Source organism: Klebsiella sp. 28, assembly GCF_018223905.1.
GTDB lineage: Bacteria > Pseudomonadota > Gammaproteobacteria > Enterobacterales > Enterobacteriaceae > Klebsiella > Klebsiella pneumoniae.
Genome location: NZ_JAGRQY010000132.1, coordinates 1 through 23,197, shown reverse-complemented (window position 1 = coordinate 23,197; position 23,197 = coordinate 1). Strand labels below are relative to the sequence as shown.

Genomic DNA, 23,197 nt, shown 5'->3' with positions numbered 1-23,197 from the left:
GACGGGCAACGCGGCATACTCCCGCACCCTGGCTGTTGTTATTCTTTTCATGCTGGCGCCGTCCGGTAAGCTCATCACAAAGGGGAATTACTGCTGGGCGTAATCGCTGACGCCGCCGTAGTCGTTAATCGCCCGCCATTTGACGGTGCCGTGCCCGCTCACCGGCCACGTTTTCTCGCCAAAGGGGGCCACCATGCCAGGCTCGTCGATTGCCTTCCCGCCCACCTCGACGGCGTAAAAAGAGACAAAATAGGGAGTGGGGTTGGCCACCGTCAGATGACCGCCGGACTGGCTAAACTTCAGCTGCTGCCAGGCTTTAGCCGGGTCGCCCGCCAGGCCGTTGGGGCGATAAAAGATTTTGAATTTCGACTTAATATTGACCTGCAGCTTGTTCACCTCGCCCTTGGGCGTCGGGGCGATACTTTTGACGTTCAGCCAGTAGACCGATTCACGGTCGCTGGGCAGCGAGGCGCCAATAAAGTTAATCCGCAGGACGTTATTTTGCTCCGGATCGAGACGGAATAAGGGCGGCGTAACAATAAAGGGCACCTTGGCCTTATCGTTTTCCGCATAATTTTCCACCCACGACTGCACCAGATAGGGCGTATGGGTATCGGCATTAGTGACTGAAATAGCGGCTTCACGCTTCCCTTCCTGATAAATCACACGGGTTCCACCCATGACAATACCGGCCTGCGCTGCCGTGGAGCACAGCAGAAAGGCCGCAACGGCAATTATTTTCTTCATCATGACTTACCATCAGGTAAAGGTTGAACAGACTATAAAATAAAGCAGGGAATATCAGAGCCAGTACCCGTCGGGATAATTAGCAAAAACAACTATACCGTCACGAATATAGTTCGTGACTTTATGACAATTATCACTTTAGCTATCTGCAATTAATCAGGACGCAGTGGACTGACTCTGAATAGCGCGCAATATGATTAGTTATAAATCATATTGAAATTAGCCGTACCGTTGGCATCGCCAGCCGTCACCGCACCGGTGGAGATATAGTCGGCGAAAAACTCGAGGTCGGCAGTGCCGGTGCCGGCAGTCGCGCCCGCAACGACATTTTTGGCTTTCGACACTTTGCCGAGGCTGACCGCCGTAGACTTGTCATCTTCATACAGCTTGATCGCCACGCCAGCGGCGCCGCCGGTGGTCGCCAACAGCGTGTTATCAGACTGATCGCGCGCGCCGTCAAACAGCACCGCAACATTTGTCACGCTGGCAGGGCAATCTTTTACTTTGATATGGAAAGGCGTTTTGGTGGTTTCAAAACCTGTGCTGGTAAAATAGGTGCTGGCCCATTTGCCCAGATCAACCTTCTGGCCATTAGAACTACTATCGACGTTGCAAGAGCTGTCGGTGATTGACCCATTGAAGATGACCTGCCCGCCGGCGCCTTCCGAACTGGTGCCCGAGTCAGGATTGATAGTGTTGGCCGCGGTAGCCTGCAAGGCTACGCCAGAAAGCAGCGCTCCTATGAGGATGGTTATAAAGCGAGGTTGTTTTTTCATTATTTATCTCATCGTTAACGAACATATTTTCCATCATCGACAATAGCCCTAAAGCTATCACGAAACGGCTCGTCAGCTCCTCCCTGTAAATGTACGTTGCGTTCCTTCCGCAGGATATTAGGCACATCCCCCTCTACTCTGCATTATTTCGCCAATAGATGGCCATGAATAACAAACAGAAGAAAAAAGAGTTATTTTGATGTGCGAAATAAATATATTACCCGAAGTATCAAAAGGCAACCCGGGAAGATGTTAACTATAAGTTAATAGCTATGTTCGCCATATATTTAATTTTTGAAATGGCTTTTCAATGTTAATTTACATATCTATACAAAAGAAATTCAAATACCTTTAAACAACAACAGATCAATTCAATTAACAAATTTAAAGACAATTATTCAAAAATTCGTCTTGTTTTATTGTGCGCTCGTCAGAGCGTACACAAAAATTAGGAATTTTCCTGGTATCAATATTCATAATTTCTACACAAACGACGCCAGGGTGCGCCACCTCCACCCGCTAATCCCTTATTATGGAAGTGTTTTTATTTTCAAGTGAAAGCCAATACATAAGTGACATAAATACATGGGCGCTGCCGCCGGCAAAATAGCCACCCTCTTCGAATGGTTATTTTGAAGTTAAAAAAAATCCGCAACCCGAATGGATTGCGGACTGAGGATCGGTCAGAAATGAGATGGACTTCAGAACAGGCCCAGCGGCGCGGTGCCGTAGCTCACCAGCAGGTTTTTGGTTTGCTGATAGGCATCCAGCGCCATCTTGTGCGTTTCCCGCCCGACGCCGGACTGTTTATAGCCGCCGAACGCCGCATGCGCCGGGTAGACATGATAGCAGTTGGTCCACACGCGACCGGCTTTAATGCCGCGACCCATGCGATAGGCGAGGTTGGTATCCCGCGTCCACACCCCGGCGCCGAGACCAAACTGGGTCTCATTGGCGATAGCCAGCGCTTCCGCTTCGTCCTTAAAGGTGGTCACCCCGATCACCGGCCCAAAGATCTCCTCCTGGAAGGAGCGCATATCGTTGCGACCTTTAATCAGCGTAGGCTGAATATAAAAGCCATTATCCAGCGCCGGCGCGATAGCCGCCCGCTCGCCGCCGGTCAGAATTTGCCCACCCTCTTCCCGGGCAATCTGAATATAGGAGAGGATCTTGTCGAACTGCTGGCGGGAAGCCTGAGCGCCGATCATAGTGTCGGTATCTAACGGATCGCCGCGGCGGATCTGCGCCACCTTCTCCATTACCCGTGCCATAAAGGGCTCATAGATGGATTCATGGATCAGCGCCCGCGACGGGCAGGTACAGACCTCACCCTGGTTGAAGAAGCCGAGCACCAGCCCCTCCACCGCCTTCTCAATAAATTCCTCTTCTCCGTCCATCACGTCGGCGAAGTAGATGTTGGGCGATTTCCCCCCCAGCTCGACGGTGCAGGGGATAATATTTTCCGCCGCGCAGGCGAGAATATGCCGCCCGACCGGCGTGGAGCCGGTAAACGCCAGCTTGGCGATACGCTTGCTGGTGGCCAGCGCCTCGCCCGCCTCTTTGCCGAAACCCTGCACCACGTTAAGCACCCCGGCCGGGAACAGATCGCCGATCAGCTCCAGCAGCAGGGTAATGCTTAGCGGCGTCTGTTCCGCCGGCTTGAGCACCACGCAGTTCCCCGCCGCCAGGGCCGGGGCCAGCTTCCACGCGGCCATCAGCAGCGGGAAGTTCCACGGGATAATCTGTCCGACCACCCCCAGCGGTTCATGGAAATGATAGGCCACCGTGGTTTCGTCAATTTCGGCGGTACTACCCTCCTGGGCGCGCAGGCAGCCGGCGAAGTAGCGAAAATGGTCGACCGCCAGCGGCAGGTCGGCGTTAAGCGTTTCGCGGATCGGTTTCCCATTGTCCCAGCTCTCCGCCACCGCCAGATATTCCAGATGCTGTTCAATACGATCGGCGACCTGCAGCAGCAGCCTGGAGCGCTGTTGCACTGAGGTTTTACCCCACGCCGGCGCCGCGCGATGGGCGGCGTCGAGGGCGAAGTCAATGTCTCTGGCATCCGAGCGGGGAAACTGCGCAATGTTGCTGCCGTCGACCGGCGAAGTATTCATAAAGAATTCACCGCTCAGCGGCTCGACAAATCTACCGTCAATGAAGTTGCCGTAAGCCGATTTAAATGAAACCACGGCGCCGGGCTGGCCAGGATGTGCATAACGCATCGCAAATCTCCTTCTGTAGGGTTGAGACGCAGCGGCATATTGATTTTTTAAATTTGCCGCCGAACGCTTCTCACTTTGCAGGGGTTATGCCAGTTTTTTATTTTCTTTAAATATTTTTATTTATTAATACGTTGCCTTCACTAACCGAGCAGATGGTCAGCCACTGTCGCACGGGTTTCCACTTATGTGTTGCAAATCGCAACACCAAATAAACCAAATGGCTACAATATTGCAACACAGCAACATCGACCCAGAGGTGCCCTGTGGCAGGCAATCCCTTTCTTCTCGCACCAGAGGTTAATGCGAATCCCCTGCTGAGCGATTCGTGGTCTCGCTGCCAGCGCTACGGGCTGGATCCCGCCACCGAGGATTTTCCCCGCCTCGGCGCCGGCGAGCTGGCGGACCGGCTCGCCAGCCACCGCGGCCTGCAGCAGCTGGCGCAGCCGGTGGTGGAAGCCCTGTCGCGCCAGGTCGCAGACCTGCAGTCGGTGGTGATCCTTTCCGACCCCGACGGTCTGGTGCTGCATACTCTCGGCGATACCCAGGCGCTGCAAAAGGCCCAGCGCGTGGCGCTGGCTCCCGGCAATCTGTGGAGTGAAAGCGGGCGCGGGACCAACGCCATCGGCACCGCGCTGGCGATTGACGATGGCTGCGAGATCGATGGCCGTCAGCACTTTCTTACCCGCAACCAGAATCTGTACTGCGCGGCGATGCCGCTCCAGCGACCGGACGGAAGCATCGCCGGGGTGCTGGATATCTCCGGCCCGGCGAATTTTCCCCACCAGCACACCTTTGGCTGGGTAAAAGCGGCGGCAAAGCAAATTGAATATCTGTGGGTGAAACAGAGTCTGCATCCTGAGCAGTGGCTGATGAGCCTGCACCGGCAGGTGGACAAACTCGACAGCGTCGAGGAGCTGCTGCTGGTCTTTTCCGACAACGTCCTCACCGCCGGCAACCGGCTGGCGATGCGCGAGTTCGGCCTGAGCGCGGCGCAGTTTGGCCAGCTCACCTTTGCCTCGCTTTTTCCGACGCTGACGCAAACGGCGGTCAGCGTCCCGCTGCCGCTGACCACGCCGCAGGGCCGCTACCACTATCGCCTGCGGGCGCCCACCCGCCGCCGGGTGGCGGTAAGCGCCCCGCCGGCCATGCATCTCCCCTTTACCAGCCCGCGCGAAGGCGAAAAGCTGCTGCGGCTGCTCAACGCCGGCATCGCCCTGTGCATTGAAGGAGAAACCGGCAGCGGCAAAGAGTATGTCAGCCGCACGTTGCACCGGCACAGCCGCTGGCGCAGCGGTAAATTTGTCGCCATTAACTGCGCCGCCATTCCGGAATCGCTGATCGAATCCGAGCTCTTCGGCTACCAGCCGGGGGCGTTTACCGGCGCCAGCAAAAATGGCTATATCGGTAAAATCCGCGAGGCTGACGGCGGGGTGCTGTTTCTTGATGAGATCGGCGATATGCCGCTGGCGCTGCAGACCCGCCTCCTGCGCGTCCTGCAGGAGAAAGAGGTCGCTCCGCTGGGCGCCAGCCGCAGCGTGCCGGTGAATTTCGCCTTGATCTGCGCCACCCACCGCAACCTGACCCAGCGGGTCAGCGCCGGAGAATTCCGTGAAGATCTGCTGTGGCGCCTGCGGGAATACGCCCTGGCGCTGCCTCCGCTGCGCGAGTGGCCGGCGCTGGAAACCTTTATCGCCACCCTGTGGCACGACCTGGGCGGTGCTTCACGCCGGGTGACGCTTTCAAACGCGCTGCTGGTTCACCTCAGCCAGCTGCCGTGGCCGGGAAACGTACGCCAGTTGCAGAGCGTCCTGAAGGTAATGCTGGCTCTCGCCGATGAGGGCGACACGCTGACGCCCGACGCGCTGCCGGAGGCGTATCGCGCCGCGCCTGCGCCGTTGCCGCGCGGGGGATTGCAGGCCCATGATGAGCAGTTGATTGTCGATACCCTGGCCAGGGTCAACGGCAACGTCAGCCGGGCGGCGCAGATACTGGGTATCGCCCGCAGCACGTTGTACCGCCGCGCCGCCCGTGCCGGACGGCCTCGTCGCTGAGGCTATGGCGTAAAGCGCGCCGGTAGCTTGCACACTGTCGGAAAACCTCCGCCGCCATAGATGGCGGTTATTTCTCTCTGCGCTAACCATGTGTTGCGGTAAGAGGCAGCCCTTCCCGCAGGGCATCGATCGCCGCCCGCGTTTTTTGCGGCAGCCACGGCCCCTCCGGCCATACCGCGTGGATGGCGAAACGCACCTGAGCGCTGGACGCCAACACCTGCTGCAATGTCCCATCGGCAAGCGCCTGCGCCACCAGCCAGTCCGGCAGCCAGGCGATGCCCATCCCCTGCTGCACTGCCGCCGCGATGGCGGCAAAATCATCCTGTATCAGCCACGTCTGCGGACTGAAGCGCACTTCGCCCTGCTGCGGGTCATACAGTTGCCATTTTTGCAGCTGGCCGTTGTGCAGATAGCCGAGGGTACGGTGCTCGTTCAACCCGGCAATAGTCTGCGGCGCTGGCTGCTGGCGCAGGTACTCCGCCGCCGCGCACAGCACCATACCATGCTCTCCCAGCGCCCGGGCCCGCAGCGACCCGGTATCGGCCAGGCTCCCGATACGCACCGCAAGATCAAACCCCTCCTCCAGCAGATTGACCTGCCGGTCGCTGTAGTGGAGCTCGAGCTTCAGTAACGGATAGCGCTGGCTGAGGCGGAACAGCAGCGGTGCCACGCAGCGCTGGCCAAACAGCACCGGCAGCGACACCCGCAGCCGCCCCTGCACCTCATCTTTGCCGCGCAGCAGCGTCTCTTCGGCCTCGCGGATGCGCTCCAGCGCTTCCCGGCACTGGAGATAGAATTGCTCCCCCTCTTCCGTCAGCAGTTGCCGTCGGGTGGTACGCTGGAATAACGCCACGCCGAGACGCGCTTCCAGCCGGGCAATGGTTTTTCCCACCGCCGAACGCGTCACATGGAGGATCGCCGCCGCGCTGGCAAAGTTGCCGCTCTCGACCACGGTGACAAATACCGGGATCGCATTCAGATCGTCGCGCACAGATTGGTTCCTTACGGGATACAATAGGGAAAAATAATGTCACTCCTGCGACAAAAAAGACAGTGTTAGTCTTTGCTTCTATCTTTCATTTGAGGCACTAATCATGGCTAACGTTCTGGTTTTAAAATCCAGCATTAATGGCGAAACATCCCTGACCAATCAGTTGATTAACGAATTTCTCGCGGCGCGCCAGGCGGCGGGACACGGCGATCGGCTCACCGAACACGATCTCAGCGCCATGGCGCTGCCAACGCTGGATCGCCCCCTGTTCGCTGCCCTGCGCGGGGCAGTGGATCCGCAGCCTGCTATCCGCGAGGCGGTCGCCCTCTCCGACCAGCTTATCGCCGAGTTAAAGGCCAGCGACCTGCTGGTGATCGGCGCGCCGATGTATAACCTCAACGTCCCGACCGATCTAAAAAAATGGTTCGACCTCGTGGCGCGGGCGCGGGAAACCTTTCGCTACACCGAGAGCTGGCCGCAGGGGCTGGTGGAGGGCGTCCGGGCGGTGGTCGTCAGCAGCCGCGGCGGTATTCACCAGGGAGAAACTACCGATGCCGTCACGCCCTATCTGCGCGCGGTACTGGGGCTGATGGGGATCCAGGAGGTGGAATTTATCTATGCCGAAGGGCTGGACAATCGCCCGCATGGTCGCGACGCCGGGATCGCCAGCGCCCGGGCGCAGATTGCCCGCCTCGCCGTTCCGGCCTGAGTCGTGGAGAAATTGTGCTGGCGCTGGCGGCCTTTTTATTTTAGAGTTATCTAAATTTAGACAAAGCTAAAATAAATGACCACACCTGAAGACCTGCAGGCCCGCGCCGGAGAAGCCGCCGCGCTGATGAAAGCGATGAGCAATCCTCACCGATTGCTGATCCTGTGCATGCTGTGCGATGCGCCCAGGGCCAGCGCCGGCGAACTCGCCCGGGCTACAGGGCTGAGCCCCTCCGCCACCTCGCAACACCTCGCGCGGATGCGTGACGAGGGGCTGATCGACAGCGAGCGCGACGCCCAGCGTATCCACTATTTCATTACTCACCCTGCGGTACAGCAGGTGATCAATACGCTGAAAACGCTCTATTGCCCGTGAGGATCCTATGACCATCGCCACCTTAACTCCCGCCGAGGCCCAGGCGCAGATTGCCCAGGGCGCCAGACTGATTGATATCCGCGATGCGGATGAATATGCGCGCGAACATATCCCCGATGCCGAGCTGGTGCCGCTCGCCACTCTGACCAGCGGTGCGCCCCTCAATGCCCGGGCCGGAGAGACGGTCATCTTTCACTGCCAGGCGGGTTCCCGGACGCAGAATAATGCGATTCGTCTGGCCGCGGCCGCCGCGCCGGCGCAGACCTGCCTGCTGGCAGGAGGAATTCAGGCGTGGAAAGCCGCGGGGTTGCCGGTAGTGGAAGATTCATCGCAGCCGCTGCCGCTGATGCGCCAGGTGCAAATTGCCGCTGGCGTCCTGATTTTACTGGGGGTGCTGCTGGGCTATACCGTTAACGGCGGCTTTTTCCTGCTCAGCGGCGCGGTCGGCGCCGGGCTCACCTTCGCCGGCGTAACCGGCTTTTGCGGCATGGCGCGTCTGCTGGCGACCATGCCGTGGAACCGGCGCCAGGGGGTTAAAACGCGCTCCAGATAAGCCAGGCAATGCCGCCGAAGAGCAGCCATTTGACGATGTAATAGACCGTCTTATTCCATTTTTTCAACCGCTTACCAACAATACGGATCTGGTAAATATAGCGAAACGCCCGGTTAATCCCGCCGGTGCGATCGCCGATATCGTTGGGCGCCGAAGCGGCGCTCATCAGATGGCGTCCCAGCCAGTGGTTAACTTTCTGCGCCCAGCGGTAGCGCATCGGCCGTTCAATATCGCAGAACAGAATCAGGCGATTCTCACCACTGGTATTTTCCGCATAGTGGATATAGGTCTCATCAAACAGCACGCCTTCTCCATCGCGCCAGCTGTAACGCTGGCCATCCACCTCGATAAAGCAGCGGTCATCGTTCGGCGTTGCCAGGCCCAGATGAAAGCGTAGCGAGCCGGCGTAGGGGTCACGATGGCGCGGCAGACGGCTACCGTCCGGCAGAGTGGCGAACATAGCCGCTTTCACCGACGGGATATCGCGCAGCAGCGCGGTAGTTTGCGGACAGAGCTGGCTGGCGGAAGGATGGGCATCCTCATACCATTTCAGATAAAAGCGTTTCCAGCCGGTTTTGAAAAATGAGTTAAACCCGGCATCGTTATATTTATCGGCCGCTTTAATCTGCTCCAGCTGCTGAAGGTGGAGACCTTCGTCGCGAATAACCTGCCAGTTTTGCTGCAATATCGCCAGCTCGGGAAACATCTCCGGCCGCAGATAAGGCGTATTCGGCACGCGGGAAAATAAATACATAAATCCATTCAGCGGCGCGGTAAATGTGGAATGGTCGGAGAGCTGCCGCCAGAAACGATAGCGCACCCGTCCGCGGTAATGGACATACAGTACAGCAATAACAATGATCAACAGAATGATATACTTCATGGTGTCTTTCCTGACCTGATTGGTGGTAACCCTACCCTCGCCGTCCCCCTTTCTCAGCAGCGGTATGGCGCCAGCAAAACATTAACAATGTTAATACATATAACTCCAAATTGTTTTAACAAAAAACAGCACGCCCGGTGTTCAGTGAGCGGGCGTTGAGCTATGGTTTAGGTTTATCCATGGTGTTAACAGTGAGGAGTGAATTATGTTTGCTGTCGGCGATCAGGTACAACCCCGAGCGGGCGGACCAAAACTGAAAGTGGTGGAAGTGCAAGGGGAGCAACTGGTGGTGGTTCAGGCCGCACAGGAGCAGGGAGAGCGCTATTCGCTGAAGTCGGACGAGGTCACGCCGTATCAGGAAGAGGGAGACTTCGGCGTCTGCTAAAGCCCCTCGCTTAAAGTTGTAAGGCCAGGCCGCTGGGTCTCTCACCACCGGCCTGGCGCTGGCCCGAAGGCGTTAAATTAAAAAGCTATCCAGCGATTTACCCTGGGCGACAGCCTCGGCAATCGGCTTCGGCATTCTTCCCTGTCCGGTCCAGGTTTTCTCTGCGCCAGTATGATCGGTATAACGATATTTCGCCGGGCGCGGTTGACGCTTTTTGCCTCCCGCCTTAGGCGGCTGAATATCGGCCACCAGCTCGTCAGGAGAAATACCGTCGGCGCGCATCAGCTCAAGCCAGGTATTCACTTTCTCCTGATATTCAGCCTGCTGCTGAGCTGCCTGCTGCTGTTGCGTACGTTTTTCTTCAGTGACGATCCTGAGCTTTTCCAGCATTTCTTCAAGCACGTCAATGGAGAATTCACGGGACAGGGCACGCAGTGAACGGATATTATTCAGTTTGTGTAACATTGAAGACATAAAATTAAAAAATTCCAAATAGCAAATTAAAAGATACAACGCGGCAAGTGTAATAGAAACGTTTATTTATTTCCAGCCTTCGGTTGTCCAGATAAATATATAAGGTGGATATTAGCGGTTATCCCCTGAAGCTATATTGGCAAATACCTGAGCCTTTTTCATAAGCACAGGCAAAAAAGAGAGTGAATAAATAAAAAAGGCAGAATGACGGGAAAAACCACCGTTCTCGCCAGGAATATTAGCTTTATGGTCAGCGGGTTACCTGCTGTTCATACGCGGCCGCACTGATACATACCTTTGGCCACAGTGAATAGTTAATCAGAAAATGGGAATAAAACAACAATTCGCAATTCAGAATTTTTCACCATAAAAACGCGACTTACGGCATAAAAAATCCTAAAAGAGAGCGGAATCACACACTCGCGTGATGTTGCGCCATGGTTGGCTATCAGGCGCCGTTCCCTCGGCCAGTCTCGATTTCGCAATCAAGAGTAACACATTGATAAATATTGATATTTTCAAAAACAGGAATAAAAGTAGCGTAACGAACAAAAAACAAACCAGCGCAGAGTATTTTATCGACAAAAAGGCGATAAATAAAAATTTATAGCTAGTTGCCACTTTTAATGCAGAGATATACTCTACGCACATCAAAACAGGCAGCCCAAAAACGCTATACCAACGCGCATTTTTCGGCGTTAATGACTTCATTTTCGAGGAGCACTCCGATGTTCTCTGCGCACTCCCGCTTGCGGCATGCGGTTGCAGACACCTTTGCGATGGTGGTTTACTGCACCGTCGTCAACATGATGATCGAAATTTTTCTCTCTGGTATGACGTTTGAGCAGTCGTTATCGTCGCGTCTGGTGGCGATCCCGGTCAACATTATTATTGCCGTACCCTATGGGATTTATCGCGATTTCGCCATGCGTCAGGCCCGGCGCATCAGCCCGGCCAGGTGGATGAAAAATATGGCCGACGTGCTGGCCTACGTCACCTTTCAGTCGCCGGTGTATGTCGCTATTCTGTGGAGCGTGGGTGCTGACTGGCACCAGATTGTCGCCGCGGTGAGCTCGAACCTGGCGGTATCGATGATGATGGGCGCCGCCTACGGTTACTTCCTCGACTATTGCCGCCGCCTGTTCCGCGTGGCGCCCTATCAGCAGGCGAAAGCCTGACCAACGCGTTAGCAGCGACTGGCTCTGCCAGTCGCCCCTTCCCACCAGCCCGCCTCGCCTGGATCCTTAAATGCCTATCGCCGTATTAATTCGTCGACATTGCCGGCTGGGCTTCGCCAAATAGCCCATTCAGAAAACGCTCAAGCGCCATGCGTGAGCTAAATCCATGCGGAATACCATAATGTTGTTGCGCATCCCCGGCTAAATACAGCGGAAACTGTTCATAATGATCACAGGTTTTGATATCTGAAGCCGGTTCGGCCAGCATATTGCTGCGCTCTTTTAACGCCGGATGAATAACTAACGCTGTTCGCCCCATGCGCGCTTCGCGGTTCACATAAACATAATTATCGCCGCGGCGATAGCCGTACGCTTTTTGCGTCACAACATCCATGGTGAAGCCGGCTTTTTCAAGAACACGCGCCACCTCATCGGGTCTTAAATACATACTGATTCCTCGTTATCTTTTACCGCACATTGACCTTACCTTATTCATTAAGGACAGTGCTTTCGGAAAATTCCAGAAACCACAACAGTAAGCATAATTCAAAATCTTGTCCTACACTTACTCACTCGATGGAATTAAGGGAGATAACGATGGCTAACCATGTGAACCGCAACAATTTTGACGAGAACGCCGAAGATATTCATAACGATGTCAGCCAATTAGCGGATACGCTGGAAGAGGTGCTGAAATCATGGGGCAGTGACGCCAAAGAGGAAGCGGAAGCGGCGCGTGTCAAAGCGCAGTCGCTGTTAAAAGAGACTCGTGCCCGCCTTAATGGCCACAACCGGGTGCAGCAGGCGGCGCTGGATGCGCGCCAGGCAGCGTGCGATGCGCTGGGCTGTGCCGATACCTACGTGCGCAATAAACCGTGGCACAGTGTGGGCGCCGCCGCCGCCGTCGGGGTATTTATTGGCGTATTGCTCAATTTACGTCGATAATAGCTTAAGCGTCGGCTGCCGCCGCGCGATTGGCGCGCGGTAGCCCGCGAGTTTTACGGAAGGCAATGAAGATAACAAATACGCGTCAGCCCCTGCGCGCCTCTGGCCGCAGGGGTTTTTCTGCTTCCCCTACTTAAGCGCCATCAAATCGCGATCGCCTCTCTCAGCCGTCGGGCAAGTCCGTCAGCCATCGCCGGCGAACGTATATTGGTAAAACTCATCAATAATCCCCCCTCGCCCGCGTGGCGAATCCGCCAGTCGCTCAGCGCCTGCACCGCCAGCCCGGCCACAACCGCCCGCCGCGCGAGCAGCCGATCGTCGCCGCTGACCGACATAACCAGTTGAATTCCCCCCAGCTGCGGCGTGACCTGAAAGCCCTGCGCCTGCAGAGCCGACTCCAGCCACTGTCTACGCTGGCTATAGCTGGCACGCATTTTCTTCAAATGACGCCAAAAATGTCCCTGCTGGATAAAATCCGCCAGCGTCTGCTGCCACAGGGTGGGAACGGTGCAGGACTGGCGCTCCGCGGTCTGGTGAAAACGCGCCACCAGCGGGGTCGGCACCACCAGCCAGGCGGTGCGCAGCGCCGGGAACATCGACTTACTGAAGGTGCCCGCGTAGATGACCCTCTGCGGCGCATCAAGGCTTTTCAGCGGCGGCAGCGGTTTGCCGTGATAGCGAAACTCGCTATCGTAATCGTCCTCAATGATCCACGCGTCGCGCTCCGCGGCCCACGCCAGCAGCTGGCGGCGTCGGGGAAGCGACAGCGCGACCCCCAGCGGACTCTGATGGGCTGGTGTGAGCAGGGCAAATCGCGCCTGCGGGTGATGACGCTGGCCCCAGCCGACGTCCATCCCTTCGTCGTCCACCGGAATCGCATCCACCGCCAGCTGCCCAGCCTCGACGACCGGCCGGATAAAGGGATACCCCGGATCTTCCATCCACATATGCTGTCCCGGCTGCGCCAGGGTACGCAGGATAAGGTTCATGGAGGCGGCATAGCTGCCGGTGATCAACACCTGATCCGGCTGACAGTCGATACTGCGCGACAGGCGTAGATAATCGACGATAGCCTGGCGCAGAAGCGGATCGCCGCCGGGATCGCCGGGTGCAAGATCGAACCGCGACTGCGTCCGCAGCCGACGCCCCATCACCCGCGCCCACTGCCCGCGCGGAAAGAGATCCAGCGCCGGCAGCCCCATCTGAAACGGCAGCGGCTCCGTCGGCGCGGCCGGTTGCACTGGCGGTACCGGCGCCAGCTGGCGCGGGCTGAGCCGCTCGCTGACAAAGGTCCCCGCCTGCCCACGCCGCTCGAGCCATCCCTGGGCGACCAGCTCTCCCCAGGCGTTTTCGATGGTCGCCCGGGAGACGCCCTGCTCCTGAGCGTACACCCGGCTGGCGGGCAAACGGCTGCCCGGGGTCAGTTCGCCACGTTCAATCGCCGATTTCAACTGGCGGGCGATACGCTGATAAAGCGGGAGGTTAATCGCTTCCATTATGGTCTGCTTTTTTCGTCACAATATGGCTATCTTTTGCAGACCATTATAGTGGTATTTTGGCTGCCGTCTTAGAGAGGAGAACACCATGAACCAATTACGTCAGCCATTCAGTGAACTGAGCCCGGAAGTCTATAAAGGGCTGGTACAGGCCAGCATCGCGCTGGAGAAAAGCGAGCTGGGCAACGCCCTGGTAGAGCTGGTTTATTTACGCGTCTCGCAGATCAACGGCTGCGCCTTCTGTCTTGAGAAACATAGCCAGGCGCTGCGCAAAGGCGGCATGGCGCAAAGCAAACTGGATGCCCTTGCGGGCTGGCGGGTAAGCGCCCACTTTACTCCGGCCGAACGCGCGGCGCTGGCTTGGGCCGAGTCGGTCACCGACATTGCCACCAGCCATGCGGAAGATGAGGTTTACCAGCCGCTGCGCGAACATTTTACCCCGCGTCAGATAAGCGATCTGACCTTCGCCGTCAGTCTGATGAACGCCTTTAACCGCCTCGCCGTGGCCATGCGCCTGTAGTTCCGCACAGCCTCCCCCCTCCTCCGCCGATCTATCCCGGCGGGGGACTCGCTTACCAAAAACGCTATATATTGAGTGGTTGAAGTTTTAAATAACTACATCTAGTATTTCCTTATCGAATGGCCCACTACGTTCGACGCTATGTTTAGCGCCGTGCTGTTATCTTAAATGGAAATACGAATCATGCGCATTATTATTTACACTCGAAATGACTGCGTGCAGTGCCATGCCACCCGGCGAGCCATGGAGAGCCGGGGACTGGCCTTTGAAATGGTCAACGTCGACCAGCAGCCGGATGCCGCCGACACCCTGCGCGAGCAGGGATTTCGCCAGCTGCCGGTGGTGATCGCCGGTGAGCTGCGCTGGAGCGGCTTCCGCCCGGATATGATCAATCGCCTGCGCCCCTCCTTTACGGCGGCCAGCGCATGAGCCTCATCGTCTACTTCTCCAGCCGTTCGGAGAATACCCATCGCTTTGTGCAGCGCCTGGGGCTGCCGGCGGTGCGCATCCCGCTGAACGAGCGTGAACATCTGCGGGTAGACGAGCCCTATATTCTCATCGTTCCCAGCTATGGCGGCGGCGGCACCGCCGGCGCGGTACCGCGTCAGGCGATCCGCTTTTTAAACGACGTGCATAACCGCCAGCTGATCCGCGGAGTGATTGCCGCCGGCAATCGCAACTTTGGCGACGGCTGGGGGCGTGCCGGAGATGTCATCGCGCAAAAATGCGCCGTGCCCTATCTCTACCGCTTCGAGCTGATGGGAACCCCCGACGATATCAACACCGTGCGTAAAGGAGTCAGCGAATTTTGGCAACGACAACCGCAGAACGTATAACCGCCGCCGTGGATTTTCACGCCCTCAACGCGATGCTGAATTTGTACGACAGCGAGGGCCGCATCCCGTTTGAGAAAGATCGCCAGGCGGTTGAGGCCTTTATGGCGACCCAGGTTCAGCCCAACGCCCTCACCTTCCCCAGCCCGGAGGATAAGCTCAGCTGGCTCGTCAGCGAGGGCTATTACGATCCGCAGGTGCTGGCCGGCTATGACCGCGGGTTTGTGCTGGCGTTGTTCGCCCATGCCCGGCGCGCTCCGTTTCGCTTTCAGACCTTCCTCGGCGCCTGGAAGTTCTATACCAGCTATGCGCTGAAGACCTTTGACGGCAAGCACTACCTCGAGGATTTCGCTGAACGCAGCGTGATGGTGGCCCTGACGCTGGCCCGGGGCGATGAACAGCAGGCGCGGCAGCTGACGGAGGAGATACTCAGCGGCCGCTTTCAGCCCGCCACACCGACCTTCCTTAACGCTGGCAAACAGCAGCGCGGGGAGCTGATCTCCTGCTTCCTGCTGCGTATTGAGGATAATATGGAGTCCATCGGCCGGGCGGTGAACTCGGCGCTACAGCTGTCGAAGCGCGGCGGCGGGGTGGCCTTTTTACTCTCCAACCTGCGCGAGGCCGGGGCGCCGATCAAGCGCATCGAAAACCAGTCTTCTGGGGTAGTGCCGGTGATGAAGATGCTGGAGGACGCCTTCTCCTATGCCAATCAGCTCGGCGCCCGCCAGGGGGCGGGTGCGGTCTGGCTGCATGTTCACCATCCCGATATTTTACGCTTTCTTGATACCCGGCGTGAAAATGCCGATGAGAAAATCCGCATCAAAACCTTGTCGCTGGGGGTGGTGATCCCTGATATCACCTTCCAGCTGGCGAAAGAAGATGCGCAGATGGCCCTGTTCTCGCCTTATGACGTCGAACGGCTGTACGGTAAACCTTTCGCCGATTGCGCCATCGGCGACCTCTATCCGCAGCTGGTGGCCGACGAGCGGGTCCGCAAGCGCTGGATCCGCGCCCGCGACCTGTTCCAGCGCCTGGCGGAGATCCAGTTTGAATCCGGCTACCCGTACATCATGTTTGAAGACACCGTGAACCGCGCCAGTCCGGTGGCCGGGCGGGTCACCATGAGCAATCTGTGTTCGGAGATCCTGCAGGTCAGTACGCCGTCCGCCTATAATGAAGACCTCAGCTATGCGCATATCGGGGAAGATATCTCCTGCAACCTCGGCTCGCTGAACATCGCCCATACCATGGACTCGCCGGATTTCGGCCGCACAATCGCCACCGCGGTGCGCGCCCTGACCGCCGTGTCCGACATGAGCGACATTCAGTCGGTTCCCTCGGTGGCGGCCGGCAACGCGGCCTCCCACGCCATCGGCCTGGGGCAGATGAATCTGCACGGTTACCTGGCGCGGGAAGGCATTGCCTACGGCAGCCCGGAAGGGCTGGACTTCACCAATATCTACTTCTACACCGTGACCTGGCACGCGCTGCACACCTCGATGCAGTTGGCCCGCGAGCGCGGCCAGCGCTTCGCCGGCTTCGAGCAGTCGCGCTACGCCAGCGGGGCGTACTTCGACAAATATCTGCAGGAGGAGTGGCAGCCGAAAACCGAACGGGTGCGCGCGCTGTTCGCCCGCGCCGGCATCTCTCTGCCCGACCGGGAAAGCTGGCGCCAGCTGCGCGACGATGTCATGCGCTATGGCATCTACAATCGCTATCTGCAGGCGGTGCCGCCCACCGGCTCGATCTCGTACATCAACCATGCCACCTCCAGCATTCACCCGATCGTCTCGAAGATTGAGATCCGCAAAGAGGGGAAAACCGGGCGGGTGTACTACCCCGCGCCATTTATGAATAACGACAATCTGGCCCTCTACCAGGATGCGTATGAGATAGGGCCGGAGAAGATCATTGACACTTACGCCGAGGCGACGCGCCACGTCGACCAGGGGCTGTCGCTGACCCTGTTCTTCCCCGATACCGCCACCACCCGCGATATCAACAAGGCGCAAATTTACGCCTGGAAGAAAGGCATCAAGACGCTCTACTACATCCGTCTGCGCCAGCTGGCGCTGGAAGGCACTGAAATTGAAGGCTGCGTGTCCTGCGCGCTGTAAGGAGAACAGGATGACCCATTTAACGCGCGTCAGCGCAATCAACTGGAACCGCATTGATGACGATAAAGATCTTGAGGTCTGGAACCGTCTCACCAGCAACTTCTGGCTGCCGGAGAAAGTGCCGCTGTCGAATGACATTCCCGCCTGGCAAACCCTCAGCGCGGCGGAGCAGCAGTTGACCATTCGCGTCTTTACCGGATTGACCCTGCTTGACACCATTCAGAACACCGTCGGCGCCCCGGCGCTAATGGCGGACGCCTTAACCCCGCATGAGGAGGCGGTGCTGTCGAACATCAGCTTTATGGAGGCGGTTCATGCCCGCTCTTACAGCTCCATCTTTTCCACGCTGTGCCACAGCAAGGAAGTGGATGCAGCCTTCGCCTGGAGCGAAAGCTGCGATCCTCTGCAGCGCAAGGCGCAGCTGATGCTGGGTTACTATCAGGCCGACGAGCCGCTGAAGAAAAAAATCGCCAGCGTGTTCCTCGAATCCTTTCTCTTCTACTCCGGCTTCTGGCTGCCGATGTACTTCTCCAGCCGGGGAAAGCTGACCAACACTGCGGATCTGATCCGCCTGATCATTCGCGATGAAGCGGTGCATGGCTATTACATCGGCTACAAGTACCAGAAAGGACTGGAGATCGTCAGCCCCGGCAAGCGCGAAGAATTGAAAAATTTCGCCCTCGATCTGCTGATGGATCTTTACGACAACGAACTGGCCTATAGCCGGGAGTTGTACGGCGAGAGCGGCTGGTTCGACGACGTCAGCGCTTTCCTGTGCTACAACGCCAACAAAGCGCTGATGAACCTCGGCTACGAGGCGCTGTTCCCGGCAGAGATGGCGGCGGTCAATCCGGCAATCCTCGCAGCGCTGTCGCCCAACGCCGACGAAAACCATGACTTTTTCTCCGGTTCCGGCTCCTCCTACGTGATAGGAAAAATGGAAGAGACCGCCGACGACGATTGGGACTTTTAACCGTACTTTCACCAGGAATATCGCAGGCGGATTCCTGGTGATTAATTTCACAAAATAGCGTTTAATCCACCAAATATTCTCTCCATGACCTAACCGTCATCACTTCGTCATATTTAGCAGAAAACCGGTCCATTTCAGTCGAATTATCCAAAGATAATCAAAAAATATTACCAACAACAAATTACCGCCCAGCCCTTATATCACGGGGGCTTAGCCACAGTTGCCCCCATCTGATTTTGCCGAGAGTTTGCCATTGAGGGTTGTCACAGAATCTGAGTATGTTAGGGTGTAAAAAGATCATAATCACCATCGGGTATCATATCGCAATAAACAAATAACAGGAACTTCTCTATTGCATGGCAATTAAATTAGAAATCAAAAATCTTTATAAGATATTTGGCGAGCATCCACACCGTGCTTTCAAATATATTGAGAAAGGACTCAACAAAGCGCAAATACTGGAAAAAACGGGGCTGTCGCTTGGCGTCAAAGACGCCAGTCTGGCCATTGAAGAAGGCGAGATATTCGTCATCATGGGGCTCTCCGGCTCGGGGAAATCCACCATGGTTCGCCTTCTCAATCGCCTGATTGAACCCACCCGCGGCCAGGTGCTGATTGACGGGGTCGATATCGCCAAAATGTCGGATGCCGAGCTGCGCGAGGTGCGTCGCAAGAAAATTGCGATGGTTTTTCAGTCCTTTGCGCTGATGCCGCACATGAGCGTGCTCGATAACACGGCGTTTGGCATGGCGCTTGCCGGCGTTCCCGCCGCCGAACGAGAGCAAAAAGCCCGGGAGGCGCTGCGTCAGGTGGGGCTGGAGAATTATGCCCACGCCTGGCCGGATGAACTCTCCGGCGGCATGCGCCAGCGCGTCGGTTTAGCTCGCGCCCTGGCGATTAATCCCGATATTCTGTTAATGGATGAAGCCTTCTCTGCGCTCGATCCGCTCATTCGTACCGAAATGCAGGATGAGCTCATCAAATTACAGGCGAAGCATCAACGCACTATCGTCTTTATTTCCCATGACCTTGATGAAGCCATGCGAATTGGCGATCGTATCGCCATTATGCAAAATGGCGAAGTGGTCCAGGTCGGCACTCCGGATGAAATATTAAATAATCCGGCCAATGATTATGTGCGCACCTTCTTCCGCGGCGTGGATATTAGCCAGGTATTCAGCGCGAAAGATATTGCCCGCCGCAGCCCGGTTGGCCTGATTCGTAAAACGCCTGGTTTTGGCCCCCGTTCGGCGCTGAAATTATTACAGGATGAAGACCGGGAATATGGCTATGTCATAGAGCGCGGTAATCGCTTTGTCGGGATTGTCTCGATTGATTCTCTGAAAACAGCCCTCAGCGCCGGGCAGGGGATCGAGGCGGCGCTGATTGACGCCCCGCTGGCGGTGGAAGCGCAAACCCCGCTCAGCGATCTGCTCTCCCACGTCGGCCACGCTCCGTGCGCCGTGCCGGTAGTGGATGAAGAACAACAATATATTGGCATCATTTCCAAACGGATGTTGCTCCAGGCTTTAGATCGCGAGGGGGTGAATCATGGCTGATCAGACCAATCCATGGGGCAGCGCCCCGTCAACCGACAGCGCCGCGCAGGCTGCCGACGCCTGGGGTGGCGCCTCTACTGCCGCGCCGGCTAATGGCGGCGGCGCCGACTGGCTGCACAGCGCCCCGGCGCCGCAGCCGGAACAGTTCAATATCATGGATCCGTTCCATAAGACCCTGATCCCGCTCGACAGCTGGGTGACCCACGCCATCGACTGGATCGTGCTGCACTTCCGTCCGCTGTTCCAGGGGATCCGCGTGCCGATCGACTACATCCTCAGCGCCTTCCAGCAGCTGCTGTTGGGGATGCCGGCGCCGGTGGCGATTATCGTCTTCGCGCTAATCGCCTGGCAGATCTCCAGCCTCGGCATGGGGGTCGCCACTCTGGTATCGCTGATTGCCATCGGCGCCATCGGCGCGTGGTCGCAAGCCATGGTCACTCTGGCGCTGGTCCTCACCGCCCTGCTGTTCTGCATGGTTATCGGCTTGCCGCTGGGGATCTGGCTAGCGCGCAGCCCGCGGGCGGCGAAAATCATCCGCCCGCTGTTGGATGCCATGCAGACCACGCCGGCGTTCGTCTATCTGGTGCCGATCGTGATGCTGTTCGGCATCGGCAACGTACCGGGCGTGGTGGTGACGATTATCTTCGCCCTGCCGCCGATCGTCCGTCTGACCATCCTCGGGATAAACCAGGTGCCTGCGGATCTGATCGAAGCGTCGCGCTCATTTGGCGCCAGCCCGCGCCAGCTGCTGTTTAAGGTGCAGCTGCCGCTGGCCATGCCCACCATTATGGCCGGGGTTAACCAGACCCTGATGCTGGCCCTGTCGATGGTAGTGATCGCCTCGATGATCGCCGTCGGCGGCCTCGGCCAGATGGTGCTGCGCGGTATCGGTCGCCTGGATATGGGTCTGGCGACCGTCGGCGGGGTGGGGATCGTGATCCTGGCGATTATTCTTGACCGCCTCACCCAGGCCGTCGGTCGCGACGCCCGCAGTCGCGGCAACCGCCGCTGGTACACCACCGGCCCGCTGGGGCTTATCACTCGCCCTTTCTGTCGATAAGTCGATAACAGCGCCGCTCTCCCCGGGAGCGGCCCTTCCCGTTAAACAATAAGAGGAACCACCATGCGACATAGTACGATGTTGGCCACCGCCGCCTTTGCCACCCTGCTCGCCACCAGCGCCTTCGCCGCCGACCTGCCGGGTAAAGGGATTACGGTGAAGCCCGCTCAGAGCACTATCTCCGAAGAGAGCTTCCAGACCCTGCTGGTCAGTCGCGCGCTGGAGAAGCTGGGCTACACCGTCGAGAAACCCAGCGAAGTGGACTATAACGTTGCCTATACGTCGATTGCCGCCGGAGATACCACCTTTATCGCCACCAACTGGCAACCGCTGCACGATGACATGTACGCCGCGGCGGGCGGTGATAACAAATTCTATCGCAAAGGAGTGTACGTCTCAGGCGCCGCCCAGGGCTATTTAATCGACAAAAAAACCGCTGAGCAGTACCACATCACCTCCATCGATCAGCTCAAAGATCCGCAGATCGCCAAACTGTTTGATACCAACAACGACGGTAAAGCGGATCTCACCGGCTGTACCCCAGGATGGGGCTGCGAAGCAGTGATTAACCATCAGATTGACGCCTATGGCCTGAGCAAAACCGTCACCCATAACCAGGGCAACTACGCGGCGATGATGGCCGACACCATTGCCCGGTATAAAGAGGGTAAACCGGTGCTCTACTACACCTGGACGCCGTACTGGGTTAGCGACGTGCTGAAGCCTGGCAAGGACGTCGTCTGGCTGCAGGTGCCGTTCTCCTCCCTGCCGGGCGAGCAGAAAAACATCGACACCAAACTGGCCAACGGCGCCAACTATGGCTTCCCGGTGAACACCATGCACATCGTCGCTAACAAAGCCTGGGCGGAGAAAAATCCGGCCGCCGCCACTCTGTTTAGCGTCATGAAGCTGCCGATCGCCGACATCAACGCCGAGAATGCGATGATGCACGAAGGCCATGCTTCCGAAGCCGACATTAACGGCCACGTTGATGGCTGGATCAAAGCCCACCAGCCGCTGTTCGACAGCTGGGTGAAAACCGCCCTCGCCGCGCAGCAGTAAACCCGCTCACGGATAAGGCCCAGCGCCTTATCCGGCCCCCTTGCCCCCTTTCTCGTGGCCAGGTCATAGAAAAGCGATTCCAGGAATTTCCATAGTGTTAAGGCGCATCGCGCTCTGTTAAGGTGGAGACATCGGTCAAATTGCCACCTTCACATGGATCCAGCGATAAGTTATTCATATGGAAAACCCCGCGCCCTTAACCTGTGCCTTACCTGAACGCGTCGCCACCGTCGGCGAAGGCGTCAAAGACAGTCTCCCCATCGTCATCAGCTACCTTCCGGTGGCATTCGCCTTCGGACTCAATGCCACCCGGCTGGGCTTCACCCCGCTGGAAAGCCTGTTCTTCTCCTGCATTATTTACGCCGGCGCCAGCCAGTTTGTGATCACCGCCATGTTGGCCGCCGGCAGTTCGCTGTGGGTCGCCGCCCTGACGGTAATGGCGATGGATGTCCGCCACGTGCTGTATGGCCCCTCATTGCGCAGCCGCATTCGCTCAGCGCTGGATAAAAAGAAAACCGCCCTCTGGGCCTTCGGCCTGACCGATGAGGTTTTCGCCGCCGCTACCGCCAGGCTGGTTCGCGATAACCGCCGCTGGAGCGAAAACTGGATGCTTGGTCTCGCTTTTACCTCGTGGGCATCGTGGGTGTGCGGCACGCTGGCCGGCGCCTGGTCCGGCAACGGCCTGCTGGTGGATTATCCGGCGGTGGAAGCCGCCCTCGGCTTTATGCTGCCGGCGCTGTTTATGAGCTTCCTGCTGGCCTCTTTCCAGCGTCAGCAGTCACTCTGCGTCACGGCGGCGCTGGCGGGCGCGCTGGGCGGCATTCTGTTATTTTCCATTCCGGCGGCGATCCTCGCCGGAATTGTCTGCGGGTGTCTGACGGCGCTGCTTCAGGCCATGCTCAAGGGGATGCCGGATGAACAGTGAAGTCCTTCTGCTCGGGGTGATAGTCGGCGGCGTCAACTATCTCTTTCGCTATCTTCCTCTGCGTTTGCGCGTCGGCCACGCTCGTCCTGCCCGCCGCGGCCCGGTCAGCGTGCTGCTGGATACCATTGGCATCGCCTCGATTTGCGCGCTGTTGGTGGTCTCCAGCGTGCCGGAGATCCTCGCCGATGCCCATCGCCTGGCGCCGACGCTGACCGGCTTCCTGGTGCTGGGGGCCGCCTTCTGGAAAACCCGCAGCATCATTGTCCCGACCCTGCTGTCGGCGTTTGCCTATGGTCTGGCATGGAAAATCACCAACGGGCTCTAAGCTTTATGTATCAATTTTGGTCAATAATTCATTTGATT

25 protein-coding genes are annotated in these 23,197 nt (G+C 57.7%); 17 read left to right on the top strand and 8 right to left on the bottom strand.

Going from position 1 to position 23,197, the window contains the following annotated elements; translation table 11 throughout:
* Positions 1 to 87 precede the first annotated feature (87 nt).
* The 3 genes from KHQ28_RS21220 to KHQ28_RS21210 all read right to left on the bottom strand — a co-directional run bounded on the left by KHQ28_RS21220 (position 88) and on the right by KHQ28_RS21210 (position 3,745).
* Positions 88 to 750, bottom strand: coding sequence for a molecular chaperone (locus KHQ28_RS21220; RefSeq protein ID WP_032418427.1), 663 nt, complete (start codon positions 748 to 750; stop codon positions 88 to 90).
* Positions 751 to 944: 194 nt separating this feature from the next.
* On the bottom strand, positions 945 to 1,523 hold the full coding sequence (locus tag KHQ28_RS21215; RefSeq protein ID WP_032418426.1) for a fimbrial protein: 579 nt from the start codon (positions 1,521 to 1,523) through the stop codon (positions 945 to 947).
* Positions 1,524 to 2,224: 701 nt separating this feature from the next.
* Positions 2,225 to 3,745 carry an aldehyde dehydrogenase family protein gene (locus KHQ28_RS21210; protein WP_004174747.1) on the bottom strand — a complete coding sequence of 507 codons (1,521 nt, stop codon included), beginning with the start codon at positions 3,743 to 3,745 and terminating at the stop codon, positions 2,225 to 2,227.
* 263 nt (positions 3,746 to 4,008) lie between these two features.
* Between KHQ28_RS21210 and KHQ28_RS21205 the strand changes: the two genes are divergently transcribed.
* Entirely contained in the window at positions 4,009 to 5,796 is a 1,788-nt protein-coding gene (locus tag KHQ28_RS21205) for a sigma-54-dependent Fis family transcriptional regulator (protein WP_023301553.1), read from the top strand.
* A gap of 82 nt (positions 5,797 to 5,878) precedes the next feature.
* On the opposite strand, the gene KHQ28_RS21200 is transcribed toward KHQ28_RS21205, so the two are convergent.
* Positions 5,879 to 6,787, bottom strand: coding sequence for a LysR family transcriptional regulator (locus tag KHQ28_RS21200; protein WP_032418424.1), 909 nt, complete (start codon positions 6,785 to 6,787; stop codon positions 5,879 to 5,881).
* Between the two features lie 103 nt (positions 6,788 to 6,890).
* Here KHQ28_RS21200 and KHQ28_RS21195 point away from each other — a divergent pair, with 103 nt between their 5' ends.
* From KHQ28_RS21195 to KHQ28_RS21185, 3 genes are all read left to right on the top strand, one after another.
* On the top strand, positions 6,891 to 7,496 hold the full coding sequence (locus KHQ28_RS21195) for an FMN-dependent NADH-azoreductase (protein WP_004212889.1): 606 nt from the start codon (positions 6,891 to 6,893) through the stop codon (positions 7,494 to 7,496).
* Between the two features lie 75 nt (positions 7,497 to 7,571).
* Positions 7,572 to 7,871, top strand: coding sequence for a helix-turn-helix transcriptional regulator (locus tag KHQ28_RS21190; RefSeq protein ID WP_002914277.1), 300 nt, complete (start codon positions 7,572 to 7,574; stop codon positions 7,869 to 7,871).
* A gap of 7 nt (positions 7,872 to 7,878) precedes the next feature.
* A complete protein-coding gene (locus KHQ28_RS21185; protein ID WP_002914279.1) occupies positions 7,879 to 8,424 on the top strand; it encodes a rhodanese family protein in 546 nt (181 codons plus the stop codon).
* Here KHQ28_RS21185 and lpxO read toward each other — a convergent pair.
* Positions 8,405 to 9,307, bottom strand: coding sequence for a lipid A hydroxylase LpxO (gene lpxO / locus KHQ28_RS21180; protein ID WP_002914281.1), 903 nt, complete (start codon positions 9,305 to 9,307; stop codon positions 8,405 to 8,407). The two genes, KHQ28_RS21185 and lpxO, sit on opposite strands and share 20 nt — an antisense overlap.
* A gap of 205 nt (positions 9,308 to 9,512) precedes the next feature.
* Here lpxO and KHQ28_RS21175 point away from each other — a divergent pair, with 205 nt between their 5' ends.
* Positions 9,513 to 9,692 (top strand): hypothetical protein, encoded by a 180-nt coding sequence (locus KHQ28_RS21175; RefSeq protein ID WP_032418423.1) that lies wholly within the window; start codon positions 9,513 to 9,515, stop codon positions 9,690 to 9,692.
* 72 nt (positions 9,693 to 9,764) lie between these two features.
* Here the strand turns inward: KHQ28_RS21175 and stpA are convergent, their stop codons facing one another.
* Positions 9,765 to 10,166 (bottom strand): DNA-binding protein StpA, encoded by a 402-nt coding sequence (gene stpA / locus KHQ28_RS21170; RefSeq protein WP_002914287.1) that lies wholly within the window; start codon positions 10,164 to 10,166, stop codon positions 9,765 to 9,767.
* Positions 10,167 to 10,894: 728 nt separating this feature from the next.
* Between stpA and alaE the strand changes: the two genes are divergently transcribed.
* On the top strand, positions 10,895 to 11,344 hold the full coding sequence (alaE, locus tag KHQ28_RS21165) for an L-alanine exporter AlaE (protein ID WP_002914289.1): 450 nt from the start codon (positions 10,895 to 10,897) through the stop codon (positions 11,342 to 11,344).
* 85 nt (positions 11,345 to 11,429) lie between these two features.
* Here alaE and KHQ28_RS21160 read toward each other — a convergent pair whose 3' ends face one another.
* Positions 11,430 to 11,792: a DUF2002 family protein gene (locus KHQ28_RS21160; protein ID WP_002914291.1), complete on the bottom strand. Its 363-nt coding sequence runs from the start codon at positions 11,790 to 11,792 to the stop codon at positions 11,430 to 11,432.
* A 149-nt stretch (positions 11,793 to 11,941) separates the two neighbouring features.
* Here KHQ28_RS21160 and KHQ28_RS21155 point away from each other — a divergent pair, with 149 nt between their 5' ends.
* Positions 11,942 to 12,289 (top strand): DUF883 domain-containing protein, encoded by a 348-nt coding sequence (locus KHQ28_RS21155; protein ID WP_002914293.1) that lies wholly within the window; start codon positions 11,942 to 11,944, stop codon positions 12,287 to 12,289.
* 143 nt (positions 12,290 to 12,432) lie between these two features.
* Here KHQ28_RS21155 and KHQ28_RS21150 read toward each other — a convergent pair whose 3' ends face one another.
* Positions 12,433 to 13,785, bottom strand: coding sequence for a PLP-dependent aminotransferase family protein (locus KHQ28_RS21150; protein ID WP_004149442.1), 1,353 nt, complete (start codon positions 13,783 to 13,785; stop codon positions 12,433 to 12,435).
* Between the two features lie 88 nt (positions 13,786 to 13,873).
* Here KHQ28_RS21150 and KHQ28_RS21145 point away from each other — a divergent pair, with 88 nt between their 5' ends.
* The 10 genes from KHQ28_RS21145 (at position 13,874) to ygaH (ending at position 23,159) form a co-directional block, all read left to right on the top strand.
* Complete coding sequence (locus KHQ28_RS21145) at positions 13,874 to 14,305, top strand: carboxymuconolactone decarboxylase family protein (protein ID WP_004145727.1); 432 nt, start codon at positions 13,874 to 13,876, stop codon at positions 14,303 to 14,305.
* Between the two features lie 183 nt (positions 14,306 to 14,488).
* Positions 14,489 to 14,734, top strand: a complete 246-nt coding sequence (gene nrdH, locus KHQ28_RS21140; RefSeq protein WP_002914320.1) for a glutaredoxin-like protein NrdH — start codon at positions 14,489 to 14,491, stop codon at positions 14,732 to 14,734.
* Positions 14,731 to 15,141 (top strand): class Ib ribonucleoside-diphosphate reductase assembly flavoprotein NrdI, encoded by a 411-nt coding sequence (gene nrdI / locus KHQ28_RS21135; protein ID WP_002914321.1) that lies wholly within the window; start codon positions 14,731 to 14,733, stop codon positions 15,139 to 15,141. Before nrdH ends, nrdI begins: the two co-directional genes overlap by 4 nt.
* On the top strand, positions 15,114 to 17,255 hold the full coding sequence (gene nrdE, locus KHQ28_RS21130; protein ID WP_025862143.1) for a class 1b ribonucleoside-diphosphate reductase subunit alpha: 2,142 nt from the start codon (positions 15,114 to 15,116) through the stop codon (positions 17,253 to 17,255). Before nrdI ends, nrdE begins: the two co-directional genes overlap by 28 nt.
* 10 nt (positions 17,256 to 17,265) lie before the next feature.
* Positions 17,266 to 18,228, top strand: coding sequence for a class 1b ribonucleoside-diphosphate reductase subunit beta (nrdF, locus tag KHQ28_RS21125; protein ID WP_002914327.1), 963 nt, complete (start codon positions 17,266 to 17,268; stop codon positions 18,226 to 18,228).
* Between the two features lie 356 nt (positions 18,229 to 18,584).
* The gene (gene proV, locus KHQ28_RS21120; RefSeq protein WP_002914328.1) at positions 18,585 to 19,787 is read left to right on the top strand and encodes a glycine betaine/L-proline ABC transporter ATP-binding protein ProV; all 1,203 of its coding nucleotides are present in this window, start codon (positions 18,585 to 18,587) and stop codon (positions 19,785 to 19,787) included.
* Positions 19,780 to 20,847, top strand: a complete 1,068-nt coding sequence (proW, locus tag KHQ28_RS21115) for a glycine betaine/L-proline ABC transporter permease ProW (RefSeq protein WP_004174727.1) — start codon at positions 19,780 to 19,782, stop codon at positions 20,845 to 20,847. Before proV ends, proW begins: the two co-directional genes overlap by 8 nt.
* A gap of 63 nt (positions 20,848 to 20,910) precedes the next feature.
* Positions 20,911 to 21,909: a glycine betaine/L-proline ABC transporter substrate-binding protein ProX gene (gene proX / locus KHQ28_RS21110; RefSeq protein WP_002914330.1), complete on the top strand. Its 999-nt coding sequence runs from the start codon at positions 20,911 to 20,913 to the stop codon at positions 21,907 to 21,909.
* 178 nt (positions 21,910 to 22,087) lie between these two features.
* Positions 22,088 to 22,834, top strand: a complete 747-nt coding sequence (locus KHQ28_RS21105) for an AzlC family ABC transporter permease (RefSeq protein WP_002914333.1) — start codon at positions 22,088 to 22,090, stop codon at positions 22,832 to 22,834.
* A complete protein-coding gene (ygaH, locus tag KHQ28_RS21100; RefSeq protein ID WP_002914335.1) occupies positions 22,824 to 23,159 on the top strand; it encodes an L-valine transporter subunit YgaH in 336 nt (111 codons plus the stop codon). The genes KHQ28_RS21105 and ygaH overlap by 11 nt, the downstream gene beginning before the upstream one ends.
* Positions 23,160 to 23,197 lie beyond the last annotated feature (38 nt).